Raw genomic sequence first — 20,819 nt, 5'->3', positions numbered from 1 at the left:
GGCTACTCGGCGCCGCGACTGGTGAAGTCGAAGGATCCGCCATCGATGCCCCAGGAGATGACCCGTTCGGGGTGGATTCGGATGACCGCGCGTTCCTGCGGCGGGAACGGCGGCTCCTCGTCATCGAGCGCCTCGGCGGTGCCGCGGACCTCGATGCCGCGAATCACGTACGGCTCCACTGAAACTTGTTCGTCGATGACGAACGATACCCGGCTGCCCGCCTCGACATTGCGGTACTTCCGGCTGTTACGCATCTGCATGCCCCCGATGTCGATCGTGCCGTCTGCGTTCACCCGATAGCCGGTCGGGTTGTTCTGCACCACGCCGTCGGGCGACACCGTGGCCAGCCGGCCGATCCCGGCCTCCGCGAGGAACTGCTGCTCATTGATGGTGAAGGTCATATCGGTTACTCCTCGGCGAATTCGATATCAGGTGCGCCCCGGCGATCAGCCGGAGATCGTTCGTTGCGGGGTTCCAAGCCTCGCCATTCCTAGCGTCGCTAGGAATAAGAGCAACGGTATCACCCTTCCGCTGCCATGTCTAGCGTTGCTAGATTCCGAGATGGCCACTGCGGGAGCGTGCTCGAATCAGCAGGTTGTGCGGCCGCTGTCACCCGGCAAGCCGGGCACCGAACGTCGGCGGAGGTGCTCACGGACGACCCCGGACGCTATGTTGAGTGAAAGCCGGATGGTCGGATAGCGCTGGACAGGAAAACGATATGAAGGCCGTCGCCTACCACCGCTACGGCGGACCCGAAACGCTGTCGGCCGAAGAGATCGCGATACCGGACCTCTCGGATGATCAAGTGCTCGTACGGGTCCACGCCGTATCGCTCAATCTCTCCGACTGGGAGTGCCTGCAGGGCACACCGTTGTACGCACGAATCGGCGGGCTGCGCAAACCCGCACGTCGAGTGCTCGGCTCCGATATCGCAGGAGTCGTCGAGTCCGTCGGAACCGGCGTGACCCGGTTCCGGCCCGGCGATTCGGTGTACGGCGATAATCTCGGGCTCAAGGGCGGTTTCGCGGAGTATGCCGTGGCGCCGGAGTCCGTCTTGGCCCACAAGCCCGACTCGCTGTCATTCGCCGAAGCCTCGACACTGCCACAGGCGGGGGCGATCGCGCTGCAGGGCATCGCCGGTGCCGGTCCCGGCGATGCGGTGCTGATCAACGGTGCGGGTGGCGGTTCGGGGTCTTTCGCGATCCAACTCGCCAAACGGCTGGGCGCGCACGTGACCGGGGTGGACAATGGCGAAAAGCTCGAGTTCATGCGGTCGCTCGGTGCAGACGAGGTGATCGATTACCGCGAGCGGGATTTCACCCGGGCCGGCACCTACGACCTGGTGCTCGACCTCGTCGCGCAACGCTCTGTGTTCGCATACCACCGGGCGATCGCCCGAGGTGGCCGGTACCGCTGTGTCGGCGGGACCACCAGGACCCTGCTGAGGCTGGTGACGGCCGGAACGGTTGTGGGTGGGCTCACGGGCCGGAGATTGGGAGTACTGGCGGTGAAGCCGGGGCCGGCGCATTTCACCCCGCTCGCCGATCTGTGTACGGCCGGGGAAACCCGTATCCATATCGACCGCCGCTTCGCGCTCGACGACGTACCCGAAGCGCTCGCGTATATCGGAGCCGGGCATGCACTCGGCAAGGTCGTGATCGAAGTGTCGTGAGTGCTTGTGGCAGCGAGCACCGCGCCGGGCGAGAACGCACGCCGACCGCAGGAGGAGCGCGATGCCGCCGATCCGGGGACCACGGTCGGCGTGGTCCCCGGATCGGTCTCCGACCGATGATCGGCCGGCGAACCGTTGCCCAGAGCGGGCGGGCGTAAGCGATCGTTGTCCGAAGCGACGAGAGCAGTACGGAGGTCGGGCATTCGATCACGGTTTCTTCCACCGTCTTGCAGCCACCGGCGACACTGTTGCCTGCGGTGGTCGAGAGTGAGGGCGACTGATTTCGGGCTAGATTGTCAGCGGCGCGGATGCGGGAAACTCCACCGGCAGTGCGGTCAGCGCACGTTGGAAAGGTCCGGGGCGCCAGGCGAGCTCCCCGGCCGGTATGGCGAGGCGCAGTTCGGGCAGTGCGTCGAGCAGCTGGTCGATGGCCTCCTGCGCCACCAGGTAGGCCACCTCTTTCGCCGGGCACATATGCGCTCCGATACTCCATGCGAGGTGGGCACGGTTGTCGGTGTACGCCCCGGTATCGATGGCCGGATCGTTGTTGCACGCGGCGAGGCTGATCATCACCGGCTGATGGGCGGGTAGCCAGACGCCGTCGATCAGCACCGGCTGACGGGGGAAGGAGATCGCGTAGTTCGCCACCGGCGGGTCGGTGAACAGCACCTCGTCCACGGCGTCGCGGGTCGACAGGCTCCCGCCCAGTACACCACCCGCGAAGCGCTCGTCGGTGAGTATCAGCCGGAGCGAATTGATGATCAAGTTCTGCAGCGGTTCGATCCCTGCTCCGTAGAAGCTGTATACGTTGTGCAGCATCTCCTCGTCGTCCAGATTCGCCGGGTCCTGCACCATCCGGGTGACGATGTCCTGACCGGGCTCGGTCTTTTTGAGGCGCACCAGATCGGCCATGGCCTGTTCCAGCATGGCATTGCCTTCGCCGGCGGCAGCTGTCGATCCCTCGATCATCGTGGCCATTCCCGCCGCCGCGCGTCGACTGATCTCGGCCGGACAGCCCAGTATGTCGTTGATGAGCGCGAAGGTCAGCGGGAACGCGTATTGCTCGATGAGTTCCGCCGAACCGGCGGTGCAGAACGCGTTGATGAGCGGTACGGCGATCCTCTCCACTCGGCTGTGCAGCGAGTACAGATCGACCCCGTTCACCCCGGCGACGGTTGCCTGCCGGTAACGGGCGTGCACGGAGCCCGAGTTCCGGACAGCTGATGGGCGCCACTCCAGCAGAGGGAGGACTGGGCAATCGCGCGGGATATCTTTCTGCCAGATACGGGAATCCGCCGGGAAATGCTCAGGATCGTTGAGGATGCGCACAGCGGTGTGATAGCCGACGACGAGCGTCGCCGGGACGCCGGGCGCCAACTCGACCGGCACCAACGCGCCATATCGGCGGCGCATTTCGCGATATGCGCGGTGCGGTGCCTGGGCGATCTCCGCGGCGTAGAACGGAACCCGGGGTTCATCGGTGCTCTGCGGTGATCCGTGGACCAGCGGAAGTGCGGTGGACTGGGCGTCGGACGGCGGCGAAATCAACTGTGTTACTCCAAATGTGCAGGCGGATGTGGCGCCCTGAGGCAGCTCTGCCGACACCGCCGGAACGCCCGAGGCGAGACTACTCGAGGAAGACGCCTGATCCGAACCAACCGGCCGGATTGGTCACTTTGTTTTCGATCTGCAATGCATGGTTCCGTGTTCGCCCGCAACTACTTCCGCAGGCTTGCCGTGCGTATTCCAGCGACTCGCCCCACGACTCGACGGACACGCTCGCGGCGGGGTAGCAACACGATTGCCGGCCTGTGGTGGTTCGCCGCGGCGAGGCGAAAGCGGTACTCAGTAGATCCAGGCGCACGGTGCTCACGGATCTTCCGGCAGAACCGGTGTCGGCCGGGTTTCGCGCTTCACTGCTTCTGACGTAGCGGCGGATAGCCTCTGTGAGCTGTCCCGCCGCTCGGGCGAACGGTCGATCACTGTGTCGCGGGCGGGATGCTCTGCTCGTACCGGAAGACGTTATGGGGGTCGTAGTCCGCCTTGATCCTCCGCAACCGCTCGAAGCGCTGACTCCCCCAGTAGGCGGTCTCCCACTCCTGCGTTCCGACGTTCGGCACGTTGACGTAGGCGCCGTCCACATAGGGCCGCAGTGCCTGGCTGAACTCGGCGATCCAGGCCTGGGCCTGCGAGGTCAGCGGATCGCCGACGCCCGGCTGTGGTGAACGAATCCCCCAGGCCGCGCCGATCTCGCCGTAGAAGAGCGCGTCGCGATGCGCGAACGCCGTGCCACCGCGGGGCTCCTGCCGGATCGCCCCACCGAAGGCATCGACGAAGTAGTTGCTCTGCTCTGTGGGCGCGTCTCGCATGAAGTCGCCGATGATGTCGATGGCCTTCTTCGGGAACCGCTCTTCGACGAACTGGGAGAAGAACTTGCAGTTCGCGGGCTCTTGCGCGAGCGGGAGCTGGGCTCCCGCAAAGATATCGCCCCAGTTACCGACCTGCACCGTGACATCGGGCGCGCCGACCGACAGGATCGGAGCCAGCATCTCTTTGGCCTGTGCCGCCGCCCCCTCCGCAAGCCACGCGGACAGCAGGATCTGGGACTTGTGGATCTCGAGCTCGGATCCCAGACGGATGTCGGCGGACGGCACCGTACGCTGCCATGCGTCGAAGACCCCGTACAGGTCACCCAATCCATCCCATGTCGCCTGCACATTGGCGAGATGCGCGAGCGGATACACCTGGTAGGTGAGTTGTGTGACGATCCCGAAGTTGCCGTTTCCCGCACCGCGCAGCGCCCAGAGCAGGTCCGAGTGGTGCTCCGAGTCCACGTTGATCACCTCGGCGCAGTCGTGACCCGACGCGACGACGACTTCGGCCGCCATCAGGCTGTCGCAGGCCATGCCGAGCCAACGGTTGAGGGGTCCGAGGCCACCTCCGAGCGTCGCACCGCACACGCCTACGCTGCCCTCGCTTCCGGTTGTGACCGCAAAGTTCCGCTCCGCGAGCGTCGTCACTGTTTCCAGCTGGTTCAGCCCGGCCCCGACCGTCACGATACGAGCGCCGGGGTCGATCCGGACCGACTTCAAACGGCTGACATCGATCACGATGCCGTTGTCGACATTCGACCAGCCCTCGAGGGCGTGGCGGCCGCTGCGCACCCGCAGCGCGACATTGTGCTGCCGCGCCCACGTGAGGGCGTTCACCACGTCCTGGGTTTCCTGCGCGAAGACGATGACCAGCGGATAGTGAGAGAAGAGCTGGTCCCAGCCGAGTCGCGCCTCGGTGTACGACGGGTCACCGGGGCGGACGATGTGGCCGGTCAGCGTCGCGGGCGGGCATCCCGGACTCTGACCAGGGGGGCCCACGGCCACAACTCCCGGGCCGCTCGTAGTCGCAGTGTCCGGTGTGTCGGCAGCCGTGAGGCCCGGAACTACGATCGCTCCGACGCCGGCGGCGGCCGACGTCCTGAGCAGGTCACGGCGAGAGAATACGCTCAAGTCCAGATCCTCTCGATCGGGCTACGCAGTGCCCGGCTGCCGAGGAAACCGCCGGGGACTGCCCCGGGGGCCTGGGCGCTCACCCTTACCTACTACGCCGGCCAGAAGTGTCGGCAATGGCGGTGCGCCAGGACCGGTGGCGTCAGATCGCAATGGATCACTGACCGGGTGGCTCTCATACCTTTGCTCGCGGTGTTCGAGCCATCCAGCCGGTGGCAGAATCATCCGTTCCCACCGGATCATCCGTATTCGGCGGGGTTCCAGGAACGGGTCGGCTTGTTGGTGAGGATGAACCGCAAGGCCTTGATCATGATGTCACCTCCTTCCTGGGGCTCGGTCGGGCGCGGACAGGGTTGGTGGCGGTACGCCGCAGGGTGAACGGCCTGGGGATCGCGGCATTGGTCACGATCGGGCGGGTGTCACCGCCGCCGATGACGCGCAGAGCGGTGTTCTCGGTGAGGGTGGTGGCCGCATCGGTGACCAGATCATGGGCGACCGCGGCGCCGGCGCAGGTGAAGGGGCCGGAACTGAAGGGCACATACGGGCCGTGACCGCTCGGTCGTGTCCAGCGGTCGGGCTCGAATGCCCCCGGTCTGGTCCAGTGTTCTTTGTCGTGATGGATCAGGTAGGGGCTGACGGACAGCATGTCGCCGGTCTGGAAGGCGATCCCACCGAACTCGGCGGGACAGGGGACGGGACGGCTGACCATCCAGGAGACCGGCCGGTGCCGCAGGGCCTCACGTACCACCCGGTCGACGGGCCAGGGCCAGGGTGAGCCGGGAGAGTGGAGACTGCCCAGTAGCAACGACCACGCGAGGGAGTAGCCCAGCGGTCCCACAATGGATCGGAACATCAGCACATACAGCTCCGCCACCGTTGCCTCGGCGACGCCGTCGGGACAGGCACCGAGCACGGCATCGAGCAGATCCCGTGGTTCGGCTCCCGCGGCGTGGCCGGCGGCACTGCGCCGTTCCCGGATCTCCTCGTCCAGAGCGGTCGACAGCTTGGCGCGTAGCAGCTGCGCCCGCGCCCGCTGCGCCATTCGGGCCGGGCGAAGCGCGCCCACGCGGGCATTTCGCTCCAGTAACCGCCGCAACTCGGGAGAGCCGTCGGGGTGCAGCAACACGTCCGCTGTGCACCGGTACACCAGCTCTACCCCGGCCGCAGGCCAGCGGGTGACCGAGGGCATTTCGAGCACCGCCGCCGCCAGGGACTCGCGAAACTCGGGCGTACGCGTCCGCAGAATCGCACGCGCCGCGCGGCCGAAGCCGACCTGAGCCGACCGCGAAGGCAACATAGAGCCGAAGAACCCGGACATTCCCGCATTGAAAGCGCGGTCACTCAATACCGTCAGCGCCAGACCCGTATCGCCGACACACCACCCGCCCCACGGCAGCCCGAACACCTCTACCGGGCTGGTCCGTCGCAGATTCTCGAGAAAATCCAACGGATCACTCCGGAACCGGCGCATCTCCGCAAAACCCATCGGATGGTCCTCTCAGAGAGAGGGTGAGCGATTCATCGGATGTTTTCGAGCCGGATCTATTCATCGGCTGCGCATGCAGACGCAGATCGACCATATTCTCGGCTATCTTACAATCGGGGCCCGTGCAGGTCGACCACGAGGCGAGTGCCCCGGTACCGCCGGGGCCTATCGGGCATCGTGCCGGGGGCCTCGCCGGCATTGTTGACCACGACGGTGGGCGCGCCGAGTTCTCCTGCCAGCCGCTCCACCGCGGCGTTTGTCGGACATCGTGCCGGCGGCGATAACGATTCACGATCGGCCGCGACCGCCGGCAACCGGTTCCGATGTGCCGTGGCACACGCACGAACGCCGAACATTCATCGCTGTCTAATCGCTACCAGGCCGATCCGCCTCGGCGGGGATTCCCGTCGCCAGGCGCGCGTACATGAACATGTCGCGGCGTCGATTGCCGACCTTCTGCCACGACCTGAGTAGCCCTTCGCATTCGAAACCGGCCCTCTCCGCGGTGCGCATCGAAGCGCGGTTCCAAGGTTCCACATAGAGCTCGAGCCGTGGAATATGCAGCTCTTCCAGCGCCCAGGTAGCCATTGCCGACAGCGCGTCCGCGGCGACGCCGTGGCCGCGGGCAGAGCGGACCACCCAGTAGCTCAGCGACGCGCGGCCTTCGTCGATGTCCTTCAACCACAGACCGATACTTCCCACTGGTGTGTTGTCTCGTCGTCGGACGATCACCATCGGGTATCCGGTGCGATCGGCTCCTCGTCGCCGCTGGCGTTCGACAAACCGTGTCGCAGCCTCGCGCGAGAAGGTCGCCGGCATCGTGTTCACAGGAATCAGCTCGTCGGCAGACGCTTCCTGAACGAGCTCGAGATCTGCCGCAGATAACGACCACGGGCGCAGTTCCAAGTCTGTGGTGGCTCTCAAATGCGGTATTCGCACAGGATTGTCCATGGTCGGCCTCTCCACAACATGCACAGAATATCGGCCCGATGTCACCATTACCACTTCCGATTCCGGACTGGGCACACTCACCGCGTCACAGCGAGCACTGGCCGATTTCCGGCGCCTCGATGGCGACCTGGTTGCGATCGCGGCGCGGCCCCCACCACTGGAACAGGCGACCGGCGACCCCGATGAACTCGTCGCCTGGACAACCCGCCTGCCGGTCACTCGGAAAGACTCGCTTCTCACCCGGGTCGCGGCGGGTCGGGCCATACGGGTGCGGATGGACCTGCAGCGTCGCTTCCGGTACCCGATCGAACATGCGCGGGCCGAACGTCTGGACGCCGGGCGGACGGTGATACTGCCCGCGCGGTTCGAACCGGGGCCTGATCGGCGATTCCGTCTCGGTCCGTATGCCGCCACCGAGATTACCTGCGACCGTAGCCCTTCAGGGTGCGGCGACGGGGCGTAGGCAGCTGGCCGGGGGGTCGATGTAAAAGCAGGGCGCCAGGCCGCGGCTGGGTCGATAGTCGCCGGGCACACCACCTTCGGCGATGGTCCGGGTGTACGTGGCGACAGCGTCGGTCGGGCGGCGAGTCAGGCTCGGGTCGGTGGTGGTGTCGACGGTGTAGAGGCCGAACCGGGGACGGAAGCTGCCCCATTCGTAGTTGTCGGTGATACTCCAGTAGTTGTAGCCCATCACGTTGATACCGTCGGCCTCGGCGCGCTGGATCCAGTAGACGGTGTCCTGGAGATGGGTACTGCGGGTGAAGCCGTCGGCGCGTGGATGCCCGTTGTCGGTGGCCATACCGTTTTCGACGATGTAGAGGGGTTTACCCGGGAAGCGGTCGGCGTAGTGCCGGAGGGCGAAGTAGATCCCTTCCGGACGGATCGGGAGCTCCCAGATCGGCGGCCCGGGCGGGGTCGCGGATCCGACAGCGCCGCCGAAATATTCGATGACCGTCCGCGCCGGGTCGTAAGCCCAGTAGTAGTCGATTCCGACGTAGTCGAGGCGGGCGGCGATACGGTCGACGAGGGCGCCGTTGATCCGGTCCTCCGCGCCGGCGACGTAGCCGACATTGCTGGTCACCTGAGCGTTCGGCCGGACGTGGTGGATATGGTCGTAGATACTGTTGTGCGCCTGTGCGATCCGGTCCAGCATCTGGGCGGCGTCGGCGTTGGCGCGGCCGGTCTCGTGGGCGATGTAGGCGACGGGTTCGTTCACGGTGACCCACAGCGGGTCGTGGGCGGCGTAACGGTCGACGACAGGGCGCATATTCGCCAGCCAGTCCTCGACGATGGTGGGGCTGCGCCAGCCGCCCCGGTCGGCGATCCAACCCGGATACACCCAGTGGTCGAGGGTGATCATGGGTCGCATACCGGCCCGGGCAATGCTCGCGATCACCGAGTCGTAGAAGCGGAAGGCCTGCTCGTCCCAGACCCCCGGCGCCGGCTGCAGGCGTGCCCATTCGACCCCGATCCGGAACACCCGGACGCCCAGGTCCGCAGCGAGGCGGATATCGGATTCGTAGCGGTTGTAGAAATCCACCGAATTCCCGAGTCGGTCATAGGCGGGGTTTTCCACGATATACCGAGTCCAGTTGCTATCGGGCGCATGGCCTTCGGCCTGGAACCCCGAGGATGCCACGCCCCAGAGAAACCCGCCGTCCAATCGCGGTAGCCCGGCGGTGGGTTGTGGTGCGGCAGCGGAGTGCGAGCAGAACAATACGGTCGAAACGAGAACCGCGAGCGAGACAACACAGTACCGACGGAGCCGTGGACGCATCGCCTCAGGGTAATGCCGGCGAGCACCGGCTCGGCATAGAAACGCCGATTCTGCGGCCCCCGGGCGGCGACCGGCCTCTCGATATGAGTGTGGCCGGCACACGCGGCGCACCGGGCCTGCGACTTCCGACACTCGATCACGGGGAAGTCGTGGACGCGGACAGGGGTGTCAGGCCGGGAGGGCGCGCCGGGGGATTGCTGGGTGCGGTCGGTGATTTCGCGGTGTCGGTAGGCCCCGGCGGGGTGCGTCGGCGGCGGCGCGCGTGAGCAGGGCTGCGTTGAGGTACCACCAGGTTCTGGTATCGGAGATGTCGAGGCCGATGAGTTCGCTGATGCGTTGCAATCGATAATCGATGGTGTTGGGGTGGACGGAAAGGCTCCGAGCCGTACGTTGACGGTTCAGTCCGGTATCGATGTAGATCCGCAGGGTGCGCAATAGTTCGGGGTGTTCGTCCAACGGACCGAGCCGCTGGACGAGTACCGTACGTCCGGTCCCGGGGCGGGTGATCTGATACTCCATGGCCAGGTCGGAGAGCCGGTGCAGGCCGGGGCCGCGCCCGAGTTGTTCGACGGTGTCGAGGAGTTCGTGGGCGTGTCGGGTCGCGGCCGGTATCTTCCCGGTTTCCGCGAAGATGACGGTCGCGGTGATCGGGACCTGCGCGGCGGTGGACAGGGCCGCCACGAGGTTCTCGATCTCGACGTCTGTACACAGGTGGGCAGGTACCAGGATTGTGCCTCCGTCGACCGAGAGCAGGGAGAGTACCTGGTTGCCGGAGAGGCCTGCCAGAGCCGATTGGAGCCGCCGCAGTTTGCGCCGGGCGACGACGCGGCGGTCGAGCTGTGGGTTGCGCTCGTCGGAATGGGCCGGGACAGCTACGGCGAGCACGTGATAGTGGGCGGCAACCCGAATTGCCGATTCCCGGGCTGTTGTGGAGGTGGTGTGACCGGCCAGCAGCGCCGACGTGAGCGTATGAACGCCGGTGTGGTGGTCGGCGGCGAGGCTTTTCAGCTCGCGGACATAGATTTTGCTGATTGTGGAGGTCATCAGGTTCAGCAGCTGCACCACTGTGGCGATCCCGACCACGATATCGAAGCCGGGACCGGGCTTCCCCTTCGGAAACAGCAGGTCCACTCCTATTTCCAGCCCTTGATGGACAGTGTGCAGTACGGTGCCGATCGGGACACCGTGGCGAGCCCAGGAGGCCGCGGCCGACTCCAGCCGGTCGATTCACTCGGGCACCATCTCGCCGTTCAGCCGCCGGACCGTCCAGCCCAGGCACGACCTCGCCACTACGGCAAGGTCGTTACCCAGCGTGTCCCCGGGCGATGCGGCGCATGGGGCGCCCGCCCGCGCGAGGTATGCCACGACTTCTCGCGCCATGCGGGCCAGGTCGGGGGTGGGCGGGCGATCCAGCATCTCGGATCCGCGAACAGCGAAATTCTCGATCATCACCTGTGACCTCCTTGTCACTCGCAGTGCCCGACACGGCCCGCGCAGCAGTGCCGCGGGGATCCGGGCGGTCACCGTGGTCACCCCGCGGTGCCGCCGGGCACTCGCTCATACACCCACGGTATTTTGAGCGGTGACTCAGCTTCTACTCCGCTTTCGGGACCGTCTCCCGGCCGGAGAGATCACCCTGAACTGCGCTGATGCCGACCTACCCGACCGGCGATCGCTGAACTCGGGCAGTGACCGGAAGGAGTGCTCACTTTTGTTCCGCGCTGTGCCGCGGGATGGGCAAGCGGGCAAGGAGGAGCTCGGTCGGGTTGGGTTGGTGGCGGTCTCGTGCCCGCGATCCAGGTACCGGTTGCTGCCGGACAGCAGCATGGGCTCCGAACTCGTGAACCGCCTCCAAGCGGGCTACCTCCAGGCGCTGGTCGCACCTCACTCCCCGGTGATCGTCGCCGGCGGCAACCCCCGCGACGGGATCACCGAGGCGGCGCCGATGACCGCTCGGCCGCTCCGGCGGGGGTTCCCATCACACCGCGTGTATCAGGAAACCACCGCGTTCGACACCGTCGGGAACGCCGAACGCAGCGCCACGCTCCTCCATTGCCTCGGCGCCCGCGACGCCGTGGTGGTGACTTCGCCGAACCATATCGCCCGCACGGTCCGCGGCTTCCTCACCGCAGCAGTGCCGGTGGCCGCACACTCCCCCGCAACAGATTCCGACCCGTGGGGATGGGTGGGCAACGGTGTGCGCCACGTCGGCTTTCCCGATCGAGCAACCCCTGACCGTCACGCGTCGAGCACGACGGGCAGCCGACGCAACCCATGGAGTGCGCGGGAACGCAGCGGCGCCACCTTCCCGGCGATGTGCGCGTTCGGATACCGTTCGAAGAAGCGTCGCACAGCGATAGCCGCTTCCGCACGAGCCAGCGCGGCGCCGATACAGAAGTGGATCCCCGCACCGAAGGTGAGGTGGCGATGAGGTTCTGGGCGTAGTGGATCGAATACGTGTGGGTCGGTGAAAACCTGCGGATCACGATTCGCCGCGGCCAGGAGCACGACGATCGGCGTTCCCGCGTCGATGGCACGACCGGCGAGCCGGGTATCGGTCTTGGCGACCCGGACCACGTACTGCACGGGGGTGTCGTAGCGCAGGGATTCTTCGATCACCGCCGTGTAATCGCCATCGGCCGGGCGCAGGTGCGGCTGCCGCAGCAGCGTGTGCAGGGTGTTTCCGAGAAGGTGCGTAGTGGTGCCGAAGCCGCCGACCAGCAGCATGCCGCACGTGGCGATGGCCTCGCGCAGGCTCAGATGCTCCGGACATTGCTGCGCCATACCGGCGATGAGCCCGGGACCCTCCGGGTCGGCGTGGCTCAGGCGATCCTTGAAGTACGCTGTCATCTCGCCGACGAGGGCCCGGGAACGCTGCCGTTCCTCTGCTGTTCTGGCGCCGTCCAGCAACGAGGCGAGCATATTTCCCCAGGCGGCGAAGCGCGGGGCCTCGGTATCGGGCAAGCCGAGGATATGCGAGATCATCGCCATGGGAACGGCTTCGGCATAGTTCGTGATCAGATCGGTGACCCCGTCACGAGGGAGCTCGTTCAGACAGTGCCCGACGATCTTTTCGATCCGGGGCCCGAGGTCGGTGAGTTCGCGTCGGTGGAACACGGGAGCGACCAGGGATCGCAGCTCCGTGTGCCGCGGCGGTTCCAGCTTCAGAAAGGAGTCGTCGACCGGATGCACCAGCGTCACATCACCGGTTGCGTTACGGCGCCGGGCCGACGCCCCGATGGGCGCCGGGCCGAAGTCGCTGCCGGTGAGTACCTGCTGGCCCGAGCCGTGGGATGCGGTGAACAGTAGACCGCGACGGCTGGTGGCCAGAACACCTCGGGCGCGGACCTTCTCGTAGTGTCGATGCCGGTCGGATCCAGGCCGGGCCCAGAGGATCCGGGCGCCCGGGTCACCACGGAGGACGTCCGAGAACAGCCGCGCCTTCTCCAGAGACATTGTCGCCATGGTCGGGTCGCGCCTTCCCTAGGCACCGACCGCCGATTCGGCGGCTGCCTGCCGGGCGGGGTGGTAGCTGGACCAGTAGTACTGGCGGTAGAAATTCTCCGCCAACGTCACCCAGGTGTTCAGCTGATCGCGATCGCCGAGGAAGCGGTGCATATTGACCAGCAGCCAACTCCACACGGCCTGACTGTCCCGGCAGTTGTCGCAGTCTCCGGTGGTGGCGCAGTACTGCACACTGTGGTCGGTCCGGTAGGCGTTGAAGCGGCCCACGATCGGGTGACCCTCGGTCAGTCGCCGGGCATGCGCCGGATGATCGTTGCTGATGCTGGGGCAGGTCTCCGCGCCGAAGGTACCCCAATGCGTGCGGCCGGTCACCAGTGTGCGGAAGTAGTAGGGATCACCGATAACGGTGTCGGGGTAGGTCTCGCGCATGCGAGTCATCTCTTCGATAGCCCGCTCTTCATTGCGCAGTCGCGCAGTGGGATCGGTGCCGTTGTCGCTGTAGTAACCGAAATTGATCTGATTGCCGTTGTCGGCGATCGCCTCGACGGTTCGTTCGAGATACGGCATCCCGGCCTCGCTGAGCGTGTAGACCCAGGTGGCCCGCGGGTCGCCGGCATAGGTGCGCAGCGCCTTGCCGAACAACCCGCTGATCCGCCGGCCGTTGGGCCCGTGACCACGTAACTCGTCGTCTACCGGACCACCGCCCCACAGGGAGACCGCGATGGCGAGATCTTCGAGCCCGTCGTAGGGTATCGGTCGCGTCCCGTTCGTCACCACGGTCACATTGCGAATCGTCTCCGCGAACACACGGACCCGATCCAGGACCAGCGCCGGCTCGCCGCCGATCAGTAGTGTGCTGGTGATCTTCTTGGTATCGCGCAGGTCTTCGGCGAACGCGCGGATCGTGCCCAGGTCACGAATCTCGACACTCTGCTTGTCCATATCGTGTTCGAAGAACCAGCACCCCTTGCAGCGCAGATTACAGGCGTCGGTAACCCAGACCTCCACCGTTCGAATACCCCGCGCCACTTCGTTCACGCGCATCAGACGCTCCGCCAACGCCGGATCATCTTGCGCGAGCTCGAATGCTCTGGTTACAATGCGTTCCTTACTTGGCCTGACATCCAAGAAAACGGGCTGAGACACGACATCCTCCTCGGTGCGATACGGCAAGGTTTGCGCACTGCTGAATGTCATCGGCAAGTCGTACCTGACGAAAGTCGACAGGGCTCCCGATGCGCGGCCGAACAGTGGATCGGCAGGTGGTTGGCGAGAATGCGGATACGGAGCGGGTTTACGGTTCTCTGGGCTCGTTAGCGCTACGAATGATTCTAGGACAAACCCTGATACAGCGTGGGCATTACCCGCCATCCCTGACACTCTTAGCGATCCGCAGATGCGTCGCCGGACTTCTTACGGCGCAATGGTTTTAGGAGCAGAGGATATACACGATCCGGCAGGGAGTCGGAGACACGGCAAGCCGGCGCCAGCTCGAATCGTCGCGGTGCAGCCGGGAGTGGCTGCACCGCGACGACATCACAGACCGAGCGGTGGAGCGGGGGGAAACTGCACGGGCATCGCGTAGAGTGCCCGATGGAAAGGTCCCGGCCGCCAGCGCAGTTCGTCGACCGAGCAGGCGAGCCGCATTTCGGGGAGCGCGTCGAGCAACTGATCGATCGCGTTCTGGGCGACCATATACGCGATCGACTTGGCGGGGCAGGCATGCGGGCCCGCGCCCCATGCCAGGTGAGCGTTGTTGTCGGTGTACTGGCCGGAGTGGATCGCCGGATCGTTGTTGCACGCCGACATGCCGATGACGACCGGCTGATCCGCGGGCAGCCAGACTCCGTCCCGCATCATCGGCTGCCTCGGATAGCTGAGGCAGTAGTTCGCCATCGGTGGATCGGTATACAGCAGCTCGTTCAGCGCGTCCCGGGTCGTAGGGGCCGTGCCCGGTGACGATGTGCCGGTGAACCGCGGGTCGGTGATCATGAGAAGCAGGGTGTTGACCGTCAGATTGGTCAGCGGCTCTATCCCGGCCCCGTAGAGCACGGCCAATTGGTGCACCATCTCCGCATCCCCGAGCCCTGCCGGGTGGCCGACCAGACGAGAGGTGACGTCGCGGCCGGGTTCGGCGCGCTTGAGTGCGACCAACTCCAGGAGTGCTTCGTTGATCCTCGCGTCCGCGTCGGTGGCGGCGGCGCCGCCTTCGAACATATCTGCCATCCCGGCGGCGATGCGCTGCCCCAGATCCAGGGGGCAACCCAGCATGGCGTTGAGTACCTGGAAGGTCAGCGGGAAGGCGTACTGACCGATCACCTCGGCTCGGCCGTCCATACAGAAGTCGTTGATCAGCGGCACGGCAACCTCTTCGACGTTCTGGTGCATGGAGAACAGATCGACCCCGTCCAGAGCGGCGGTGATCGCCTGCCGGTACCGGGCATGCTCCCGTCCAGTGCTGCGCATCACATTGGGACGCCATGCCATCATGGGCATGAGCGGGTGGTCAGGAGGGACGGTCTTCTCCCACGACCGCGCGTCGGCCGGAAAATGATCGGGGTCGTTGAAGATATCGATCGCGGTGTGGTATCCGAGCACCAACGTGGCCGGAATGCCAGGGGCCAGCTCCACCGGCGCGAGATTGCCGTACCGAGCACGCATCTGGGCGAAAACACGATGCGGATCGGCGGCATACTCCTCGGTATACAGAGCAACGCGGGGTGGCGCACTGGTCGGTTCTTGAACGGAGTACGGGCACCCGGCGGTACCGGTTTCGGACGACGGTAGAGACTTGGTCAATGCCGGGAACTCCAATGAAAGCAACAACAACAGATCCGAGGGATTGTCCCGTATAGGACATCTCCTGTGTCGGAACAGTATTGGTGTGCTGGACCGACCGCAAGCGAGAGGCCGGTGCGATCGGCCACTCCACCTCGCACCTGCATCCGGCCGGGGCGGTCGGGCAGCGGCCCAGGAGCCCTCGAAAGCGCAGGCCTGGCCCGTGCACTGTGGTGCGTTCCCAAATCCTTTCCAAATCAACATGTCCCGTGTTCGAGTGTCTGCGATGACGGAGATCCGGCACCATCCGCTCACTCGCCCGAGCGGTTCGACCTCGGGTACGCGAAGCAGTGGACCGTCGATGACGTCTTTTATATGTCACATTTCCGCCGAATTTCGCGGCCGAGAATTTCGGACAAGCGGTCATCGCGACCCGACGCCGACGAACACCCCTAGGCAGTGCCGAAGTATGCAGGGTCATGGTCTTGCAGACCCGTGTGGTGCAGCTGCCGCGTATCTCGTTCCAGTACGCAGCCCGCACCGGGGAGCAGTCGAGACTGCCCGGCGCGCGCCCATGGTTACAACGCGCGATGAACGGCCCGACAACCGTTGTGATGGGTGGTGTAGGCCAAGGAACCCGGCGAAAGATTGTGATAGCGAACGGGTCGGCCGATCACGGTGTGGCGACGAGGGGCCCGGCGCTATGTTCGGAGCACTGGACACCACAGCAGGTGCGCCTTCGACGTCACCGTGGTGGGTACCGCCGCACGAATCCCAGGGCGACGGCCGGTACGTAGCCGCGGCGAGGAAACGATGGAGACTGTGGGTCGTGTTCCCGAAGGCCGCCTGACACGGGGCGGCATGCTGGGGCGTCTCGGCGCCGGGCAGCTGGTACGAGGTGCGCGTACCCGGCTGTCGATGGTCGGCCGCACCGACGAAGCCCGGCGCATACTCGCCGAACGCTCCACCCTGCAAGCTGCTCAGCAACTCGTCGCGGTCCTCGGAAGTATGAAAGGCGCGGCGATGAAGATCGGCCAGATGCTTTCGGTGCTCGACCTCGACCTCGTTCCCGAGTCCCACCGCGAACTGTTCCGGAACACACTGTCCGAACTACAGGACAGGGCGCCGGAGGTGTCCTTCGCGCAGATGCGCGGTGTGGTCGAGGACGATCTCGGGCCCCTCGCCCGGGTGTTCTCGGATTTCGACGAAACACCGCTCGCTTCCGCGTCGATCGGTCAGGTCTATCGAGCCGAATTGCGCGACGGCCGTTCCGTCGCGGTGAAGGTCCAGTACCCGGGCGCCGGTGCGGCGGTCGAAGCGGACCTGCGTAACCTGGCGTTCTTCGCCTCCCTCTGGAAGTCGCTACTGCCCAGCGCCGCCGATTCCGCGGTCCTCGAGGAGATCACCACCACCATCGCGCGGGAACTGGACTACCCACGCGAAGCTCGCGCGCAGCACCGTGTCGCGCACCGTTACCGGCACCACCCGCTCATCGCGGTGCCGGACAGCATCGGCGAACTCTGCACACCTCACGTCCTGGTCACCGAACTCGTCGCCGGAGGCCCTTTCCAGCGCATGCGGGACCTGCCCCAGCAGGACCGTGATCGGATCGGGGAACTGATCTACCGCTTCTACATCACTTCCCTCTACCGCGACCACGAATTCTGCGGTGACCCCCACCCCGGCAACATCCTGCTCGCCACCGACGGCCGCGTGAGTTTCATCGACTTCGGCTTGTACAAGCAGATGAACCCGGCCGACACCGACTTCGAACGCGCCTGCCTGTGTGCCGCCGGGGAGCTACGTGCCGACGACCTGCACCGGGCATGGGCCGGCCGCGGCATCGTCGACCCGGACCGGGTAACAGCCGGTGAATGCCTGGAATACGTGTGGGCAGCCGCGGGCTGGCACCTGCTCGACGAGCCGATCACCGCCACCCCCGAGCTCGCCACCGGCGCGGTCGTGCACGCTGTCGACCCGCGCGACACCCGGTTCCGGACCGTGCGTGGCCAGAACCTTCCGGCCGAGCACGTGTTCTCCCGGCGCGCAGATTTGTTCGCCTTCGCCACCCTCGGACAGCTCGGGGCCGGGAACAACTGGCATCGCATCGCCCGCGAATGGCTGTACAACGAACCGGCCACCACCGAAATCGGCATGGTGGAGGCGCGATGGCGGGCGGAAACGCACCGCTGGAACCGAGCTCGCCCGATTGCCGCGCGCAGCCGGCCGTGGGACACACACGGACTACCATGAGTTCCCCGAACGCGGCGACCAGAAGTCAGGAGTGCGCGATGCCGTCGACAGCGGGCGGCCCCCGGCGGCGCCCGAGGCAGGAACGAGCCAAAGCGACCCGGGAGCACATACTCGACACCGCGGCACGGCTGTTCGGTGAACGCGGTATCGCCGATACCTCCACCAACCGTATCGCCGCGGAGGCCGGGCTGAGCATCGGCACCGTCTACCGCTATTTCGCCGACCGCTCCGTCATTGTCGACGAACTGCTCCAGCGGCTGCACGACACCATCGAACGGCGCCTTACGCAGCAGGTTTCCGACCTGAGCCACAAACAGATCCGGCCGCTGTTGGCCGAGATCCTGCACGCCGTCACCGACGAACTCGCCGCCCACGCCGATCTGGTCCGTGCACTCGTCGACGGCGTCCAGTTCTACAGCAGCGGACTGCCCGAGTTCGAGCCACGCCTGCGCCTGCTCATCAAGGTGATGCTCATCCAGATCCTGGGTCCCGGGGACGACCGCAAATACGATGTCATGACCTTCGTCGTCATCAATACCGGCTTCGCCGCGGCGCTGCGCGCGTCGGCGGTCGAAATCGACACCGGCATGCGCCACCAAGCGATCGAAACGACCGCGCAGATGATCGGGACCTGGCTGGAAGCGGAGGTCGCGGCAACCGGCGGCTCCACGATCGGGGCCGCGCCGGAAAGTGAGTAGGTGCTACCCACAGCACCCGAGGTGGCGTCGCTGGAAAGGCGCCAAAAGCACCACGCCCCCACCAGCGACCTCTGCCGCTGCGGGAGGGTCCGGTAGACGGTCATTCCCCGCACGCCACCGAGGGGCACGAGACGCGGTTGGAGGATCTCCACCGCCGTGCACGGCTGCCCGTGATCCAGGACTTCCAGCTCGGGGCGTGTCTCGAGGTTGGTCATCGAATGATTTTCCCTTCGGTATCGCGGGGACGCACCGAATGCCCGCTGAGGATCGAGATCCGGTTGAACGCGTTGATCGTGACCGCCACCCACTCGGCCGCAACGAATGCCTCCTCGCCGAGAACCGACCGGGCGCCCGCGAGGTCGGCATCGGACTCGTCGGTGGTGGGCAGCGATGTGGCGGCTTCGGCCACCGCGAGCACCGCCCTTTGCCGATCATCGAACAATCCGGCCTCCCGCCATACCGGCAGCAGATCCAGCTTCTGCTGGGTGATCCCGGCCCTTCTCGCCTCGCGCGAATGCAGATCCACGCAGAAGGCGCACACGTTGATCTGCGATACACGCAGCTTGATGAATTCGGATTCCTGGACCGAGAGTCCGCGGTGCAACGCCGCAACTCGGATTGCCGACGCGAAGGCGTTCGCAGCCTTCCATGCCTCGGGCATCACCTTGTCCAAGGACGGACGCATCGTTTCTCCTTTTCCGCGGCGACAGCGCACACCCGCCGTCCGCTTTCGTCCGGCGCTCCGCGCTGTGCCCGTACAGCGGGTGTCCATGGATGAGGACGACCGGTCGACCCGGCCACTGGTCCTCGTAATACAGCTCGACCGGCGTTCTGCTCTCATTCCCGGTGGCGTATCCCACGCTCTCCCCTCGTGCCGGCCGGCCCGACGCTGAATTCCGGGTGACGCCGGCTTACCGGCCTCCCTCACCGTGCGCGCGCATTCACGGCTTGTTCAACGTCTTCTACGACGGTGACTCGGCCACCATCGCCGGGATCGGGATCGGGCATGACCGATTCCGGATCGACGAGGTAGACCTCGTGACCATCCAGCGTGAGCCGGCGCGCGACCTCCAGCAGCATGCGCCGTGCCACGTCGTCGATCGAATAGACCATGGTGAGGTCCAGCGCCACCCCGGCTTCCGGGGGCGCCGTGTCCAAGGTTTCCCGGACAATTCTCTCGGCCCCGGCGAAGCCGATTCCACCTTGCAGCGCGATCACCCGGATCGCGTCCGGTCCGCGGCCGGCGACGTGGTTGGATCGCACGACCGCCCGCGCAGCGGCAGGGACCTCCATCACATGCATACCCATATCGGAGGAGAATCGTTCGAACAACGACACCCCGCGAACGCTGTTGCCGTGGGAGTCCAGTCGTGGTGAGAACGTGGCGATGCCTATCTGGCCGGGCAGTGCGCCGATCAGGCCCCCGGCCACACCGCTCTTCGCCGGAATGCCGACCTGGGTCGCCCAGTCCCCTGCCGCGTCATACATTCCGCAGGTGAACATGACACTCAGCACCTGACGCACTACCGGTTCGCGTACCACTTGCTCACCGGTAAGAGGATTCACCCCGCGGTTGGCCAGCGTCGCGGCCATCATGGCCAGATCGCGCGCGGTGACCAGCACAGAACACTGGCGGGTGTAACCGTCGACGACGGCCCGCGGGTCCTCGGTGAGGATGTTGTGACTGCGGAGCATATATGCGATGGCGAGGTTGCGGTGCGCGTGCTCCATCTCCGAAGCGCACACAGCCTCATCTATCTTCAGCCGACGACCGGCGAACGCCGAAAGGCCCTGGACCACGCGCTCCACGCGCTCTGCCGGGTTCAGTTCCGCCACGCCTGCCAGCGAGTGTGCGGTGATCGCACCGGCGTTGATCATGGGGTTGAGGGGGCGCCCGGTCTCGCTTTCGAGGGAGATCTGGTTGAACGCCTCTCCCGACGGCTCCACACCGACCTTGGCGAGCACCGGGCCGAAGCCACGATCGGCCAGTGCCAGCGCGTAGGTGAACGGTTTGGAGATCGATTGGATGGTGAATTCGGTATCGATGTCGCCGGCACCGTAAACCTGGCCGTCAACGGTGGCGAAGACCGCGCCGAGGCGTTCGGGGTCCGCTGCTGCGAGCTCGGGAATGTAGCCCGCCGTCTCCCCGGAGGTGTCCGGCGCTACATCCGCGAGTGCCTCGGTCAGGTAGTCGGGAATGATCGACCGCATTCGTCCTCTTCCATGCAGATGTGCG

17 protein-coding genes and 2 pseudogenes are annotated in these 20,819 nt (G+C 65.8%); 4 read left to right on the top strand and 15 right to left on the bottom strand.

Going from position 1 to position 20,819, the window contains the following annotated elements:
* Positions 1-2: 2 nt before the first annotated feature.
* A complete protein-coding gene (locus NS4_RS00745) occupies positions 3-401 on the bottom strand; it encodes a PPOX class F420-dependent oxidoreductase (protein ID WP_063057510.1) in 399 nt (132 codons plus the stop codon).
* A gap of 317 nt (positions 402-718) precedes the next feature.
* Between NS4_RS00745 and NS4_RS00740 the strand changes: the two genes are divergently transcribed.
* Positions 719-1,672, top strand: a complete 954-nt coding sequence (locus NS4_RS00740; RefSeq protein ID WP_063057509.1) for an NAD(P)-dependent alcohol dehydrogenase — start codon at positions 719-721, stop codon at positions 1,670-1,672.
* A gap of 288 nt (positions 1,673-1,960) precedes the next feature.
* On the opposite strand, the gene NS4_RS00735 is transcribed toward NS4_RS00740, so the two are convergent.
* The 8 genes from NS4_RS00735 to NS4_RS33075 all read right to left on the bottom strand — a co-directional run bounded on the left by NS4_RS00735 (position 1,961) and on the right by NS4_RS33075 (position 10,841).
* Entirely contained in the window at positions 1,961-3,220 is a 1,260-nt protein-coding gene (locus NS4_RS00735; RefSeq protein WP_063057508.1) for a cytochrome P450 family protein, read from the bottom strand.
* Between the two features lie 431 nt (positions 3,221-3,651).
* A complete protein-coding gene (locus NS4_RS00730; RefSeq protein ID WP_218020274.1) occupies positions 3,652-5,043 on the bottom strand; it encodes an FAD-binding oxidoreductase in 1,392 nt (463 codons plus the stop codon).
* Between the two features lie 439 nt (positions 5,044-5,482).
* Positions 5,483-6,661: a cytochrome P450 gene (locus NS4_RS00725; protein ID WP_157105820.1), complete on the bottom strand. Its 1,179-nt coding sequence runs from the start codon at positions 6,659-6,661 to the stop codon at positions 5,483-5,485.
* Between the two features lie 366 nt (positions 6,662-7,027).
* Positions 7,028-7,612, bottom strand: coding sequence for a GNAT family N-acetyltransferase (locus tag NS4_RS00720; RefSeq protein WP_063057506.1), 585 nt, complete (start codon positions 7,610-7,612; stop codon positions 7,028-7,030).
* Positions 7,613-7,697: 85 nt separating this feature from the next.
* Positions 7,698-7,925, bottom strand: a complete 228-nt coding sequence (locus NS4_RS31945; RefSeq protein ID WP_157105819.1) for a hypothetical protein — start codon at positions 7,923-7,925, stop codon at positions 7,698-7,700.
* A 126-nt stretch (positions 7,926-8,051) separates the two neighbouring features.
* Positions 8,052-9,389, bottom strand: a complete 1,338-nt coding sequence (locus tag NS4_RS00710; protein WP_063057504.1) for a family 1 glycosylhydrolase — start codon at positions 9,387-9,389, stop codon at positions 8,052-8,054.
* A 168-nt stretch (positions 9,390-9,557) separates the two neighbouring features.
* Positions 9,558-10,520, bottom strand: a complete 963-nt coding sequence (locus NS4_RS00705; RefSeq protein WP_245664927.1) for a PucR family transcriptional regulator — start codon at positions 10,518-10,520, stop codon at positions 9,558-9,560.
* Positions 10,521-10,616: 96 nt separating this feature from the next.
* Positions 10,617-10,841: a hypothetical protein gene (locus tag NS4_RS33075; RefSeq protein ID WP_245664925.1), complete on the bottom strand. Its 225-nt coding sequence runs from the start codon at positions 10,839-10,841 to the stop codon at positions 10,617-10,619.
* Positions 10,842-11,214: 373 nt separating this feature from the next.
* On the opposite strand from NS4_RS33075, the pseudogene NS4_RS33775 reads away from it, so the two are divergent.
* Positions 11,215-11,526: pseudogene (locus NS4_RS33775) on the top strand (YdcF family protein); the annotation flags it as partial.
* Between the two features lie 101 nt (positions 11,527-11,627).
* On the opposite strand, the gene NS4_RS00700 reads toward NS4_RS33775, so the two are convergent.
* The 3 genes from NS4_RS00700 to NS4_RS00690 all read right to left on the bottom strand — a co-directional run bounded on the left by NS4_RS00700 (position 11,628) and on the right by NS4_RS00690 (position 15,515).
* Positions 11,628-12,845, bottom strand: a complete 1,218-nt coding sequence (locus NS4_RS00700; protein WP_063057503.1) for a cytochrome P450 — start codon at positions 12,843-12,845, stop codon at positions 11,628-11,630.
* A 27-nt stretch (positions 12,846-12,872) separates the two neighbouring features.
* Positions 12,873-13,898: a radical SAM family protein gene (locus NS4_RS00695; protein WP_063057502.1), complete on the bottom strand. Its 1,026-nt coding sequence runs from the start codon at positions 13,896-13,898 to the stop codon at positions 12,873-12,875.
* Between the two features lie 492 nt (positions 13,899-14,390).
* Positions 14,391-15,515 (bottom strand): cytochrome P450 family protein, encoded by a 1,125-nt coding sequence (locus tag NS4_RS00690; protein ID WP_369690191.1) that lies wholly within the window; start codon positions 15,513-15,515, stop codon positions 14,391-14,393.
* A 930-nt stretch (positions 15,516-16,445) separates the two neighbouring features.
* Between NS4_RS00690 and NS4_RS00685 the strand changes: the two genes are divergently transcribed.
* Together NS4_RS00685 and NS4_RS00680 are read left to right on the top strand one after the other, a co-directional pair.
* The gene (locus NS4_RS00685) at positions 16,446-17,885 is read left to right on the top strand and encodes an ABC1 kinase family protein (RefSeq protein ID WP_084486426.1); all 1,440 of its coding nucleotides are present in this window, start codon (positions 16,446-16,448) and stop codon (positions 17,883-17,885) included.
* 38 nt (positions 17,886-17,923) lie between these two features.
* Positions 17,924-18,583 (top strand): TetR/AcrR family transcriptional regulator, encoded by a 660-nt coding sequence (locus tag NS4_RS00680; RefSeq protein WP_063057501.1) that lies wholly within the window; start codon positions 17,924-17,926, stop codon positions 18,581-18,583.
* A 44-nt stretch (positions 18,584-18,627) separates the two neighbouring features.
* Here NS4_RS00680 and NS4_RS32875 read toward each other — a convergent pair.
* The 3 genes and pseudogenes from NS4_RS32875 to NS4_RS00670 all read right to left on the bottom strand — a co-directional run.
* A pseudogene (locus NS4_RS32875) lies at positions 18,628-18,798 on the bottom strand (pirin family protein); the annotation flags it as partial.
* Positions 18,795-19,268 (bottom strand): carboxymuconolactone decarboxylase family protein, encoded by a 474-nt coding sequence (locus NS4_RS00675; RefSeq protein ID WP_063057500.1) that lies wholly within the window; start codon positions 19,266-19,268, stop codon positions 18,795-18,797. The pseudogene NS4_RS32875 and the gene NS4_RS00675, both read right to left, overlap by 4 nt.
* A 239-nt stretch (positions 19,269-19,507) precedes the next feature.
* Positions 19,508-20,794 (bottom strand): glutaminase, encoded by a 1,287-nt coding sequence (locus NS4_RS00670; protein WP_063057499.1) that lies wholly within the window; start codon positions 20,792-20,794, stop codon positions 19,508-19,510.
* Positions 20,795-20,819: the final 25 nt, after the last annotated feature.

This window comes from Nocardia sienata NBRC 100364, from assembly GCF_001613205.1.
GTDB classification, from domain to species: domain Bacteria; phylum Actinomycetota; class Actinomycetes; order Mycobacteriales; family Mycobacteriaceae; genus Nocardia; species Nocardia sienata.
This window is presented reverse-complemented; position numbering and strand designations above follow the sequence as displayed.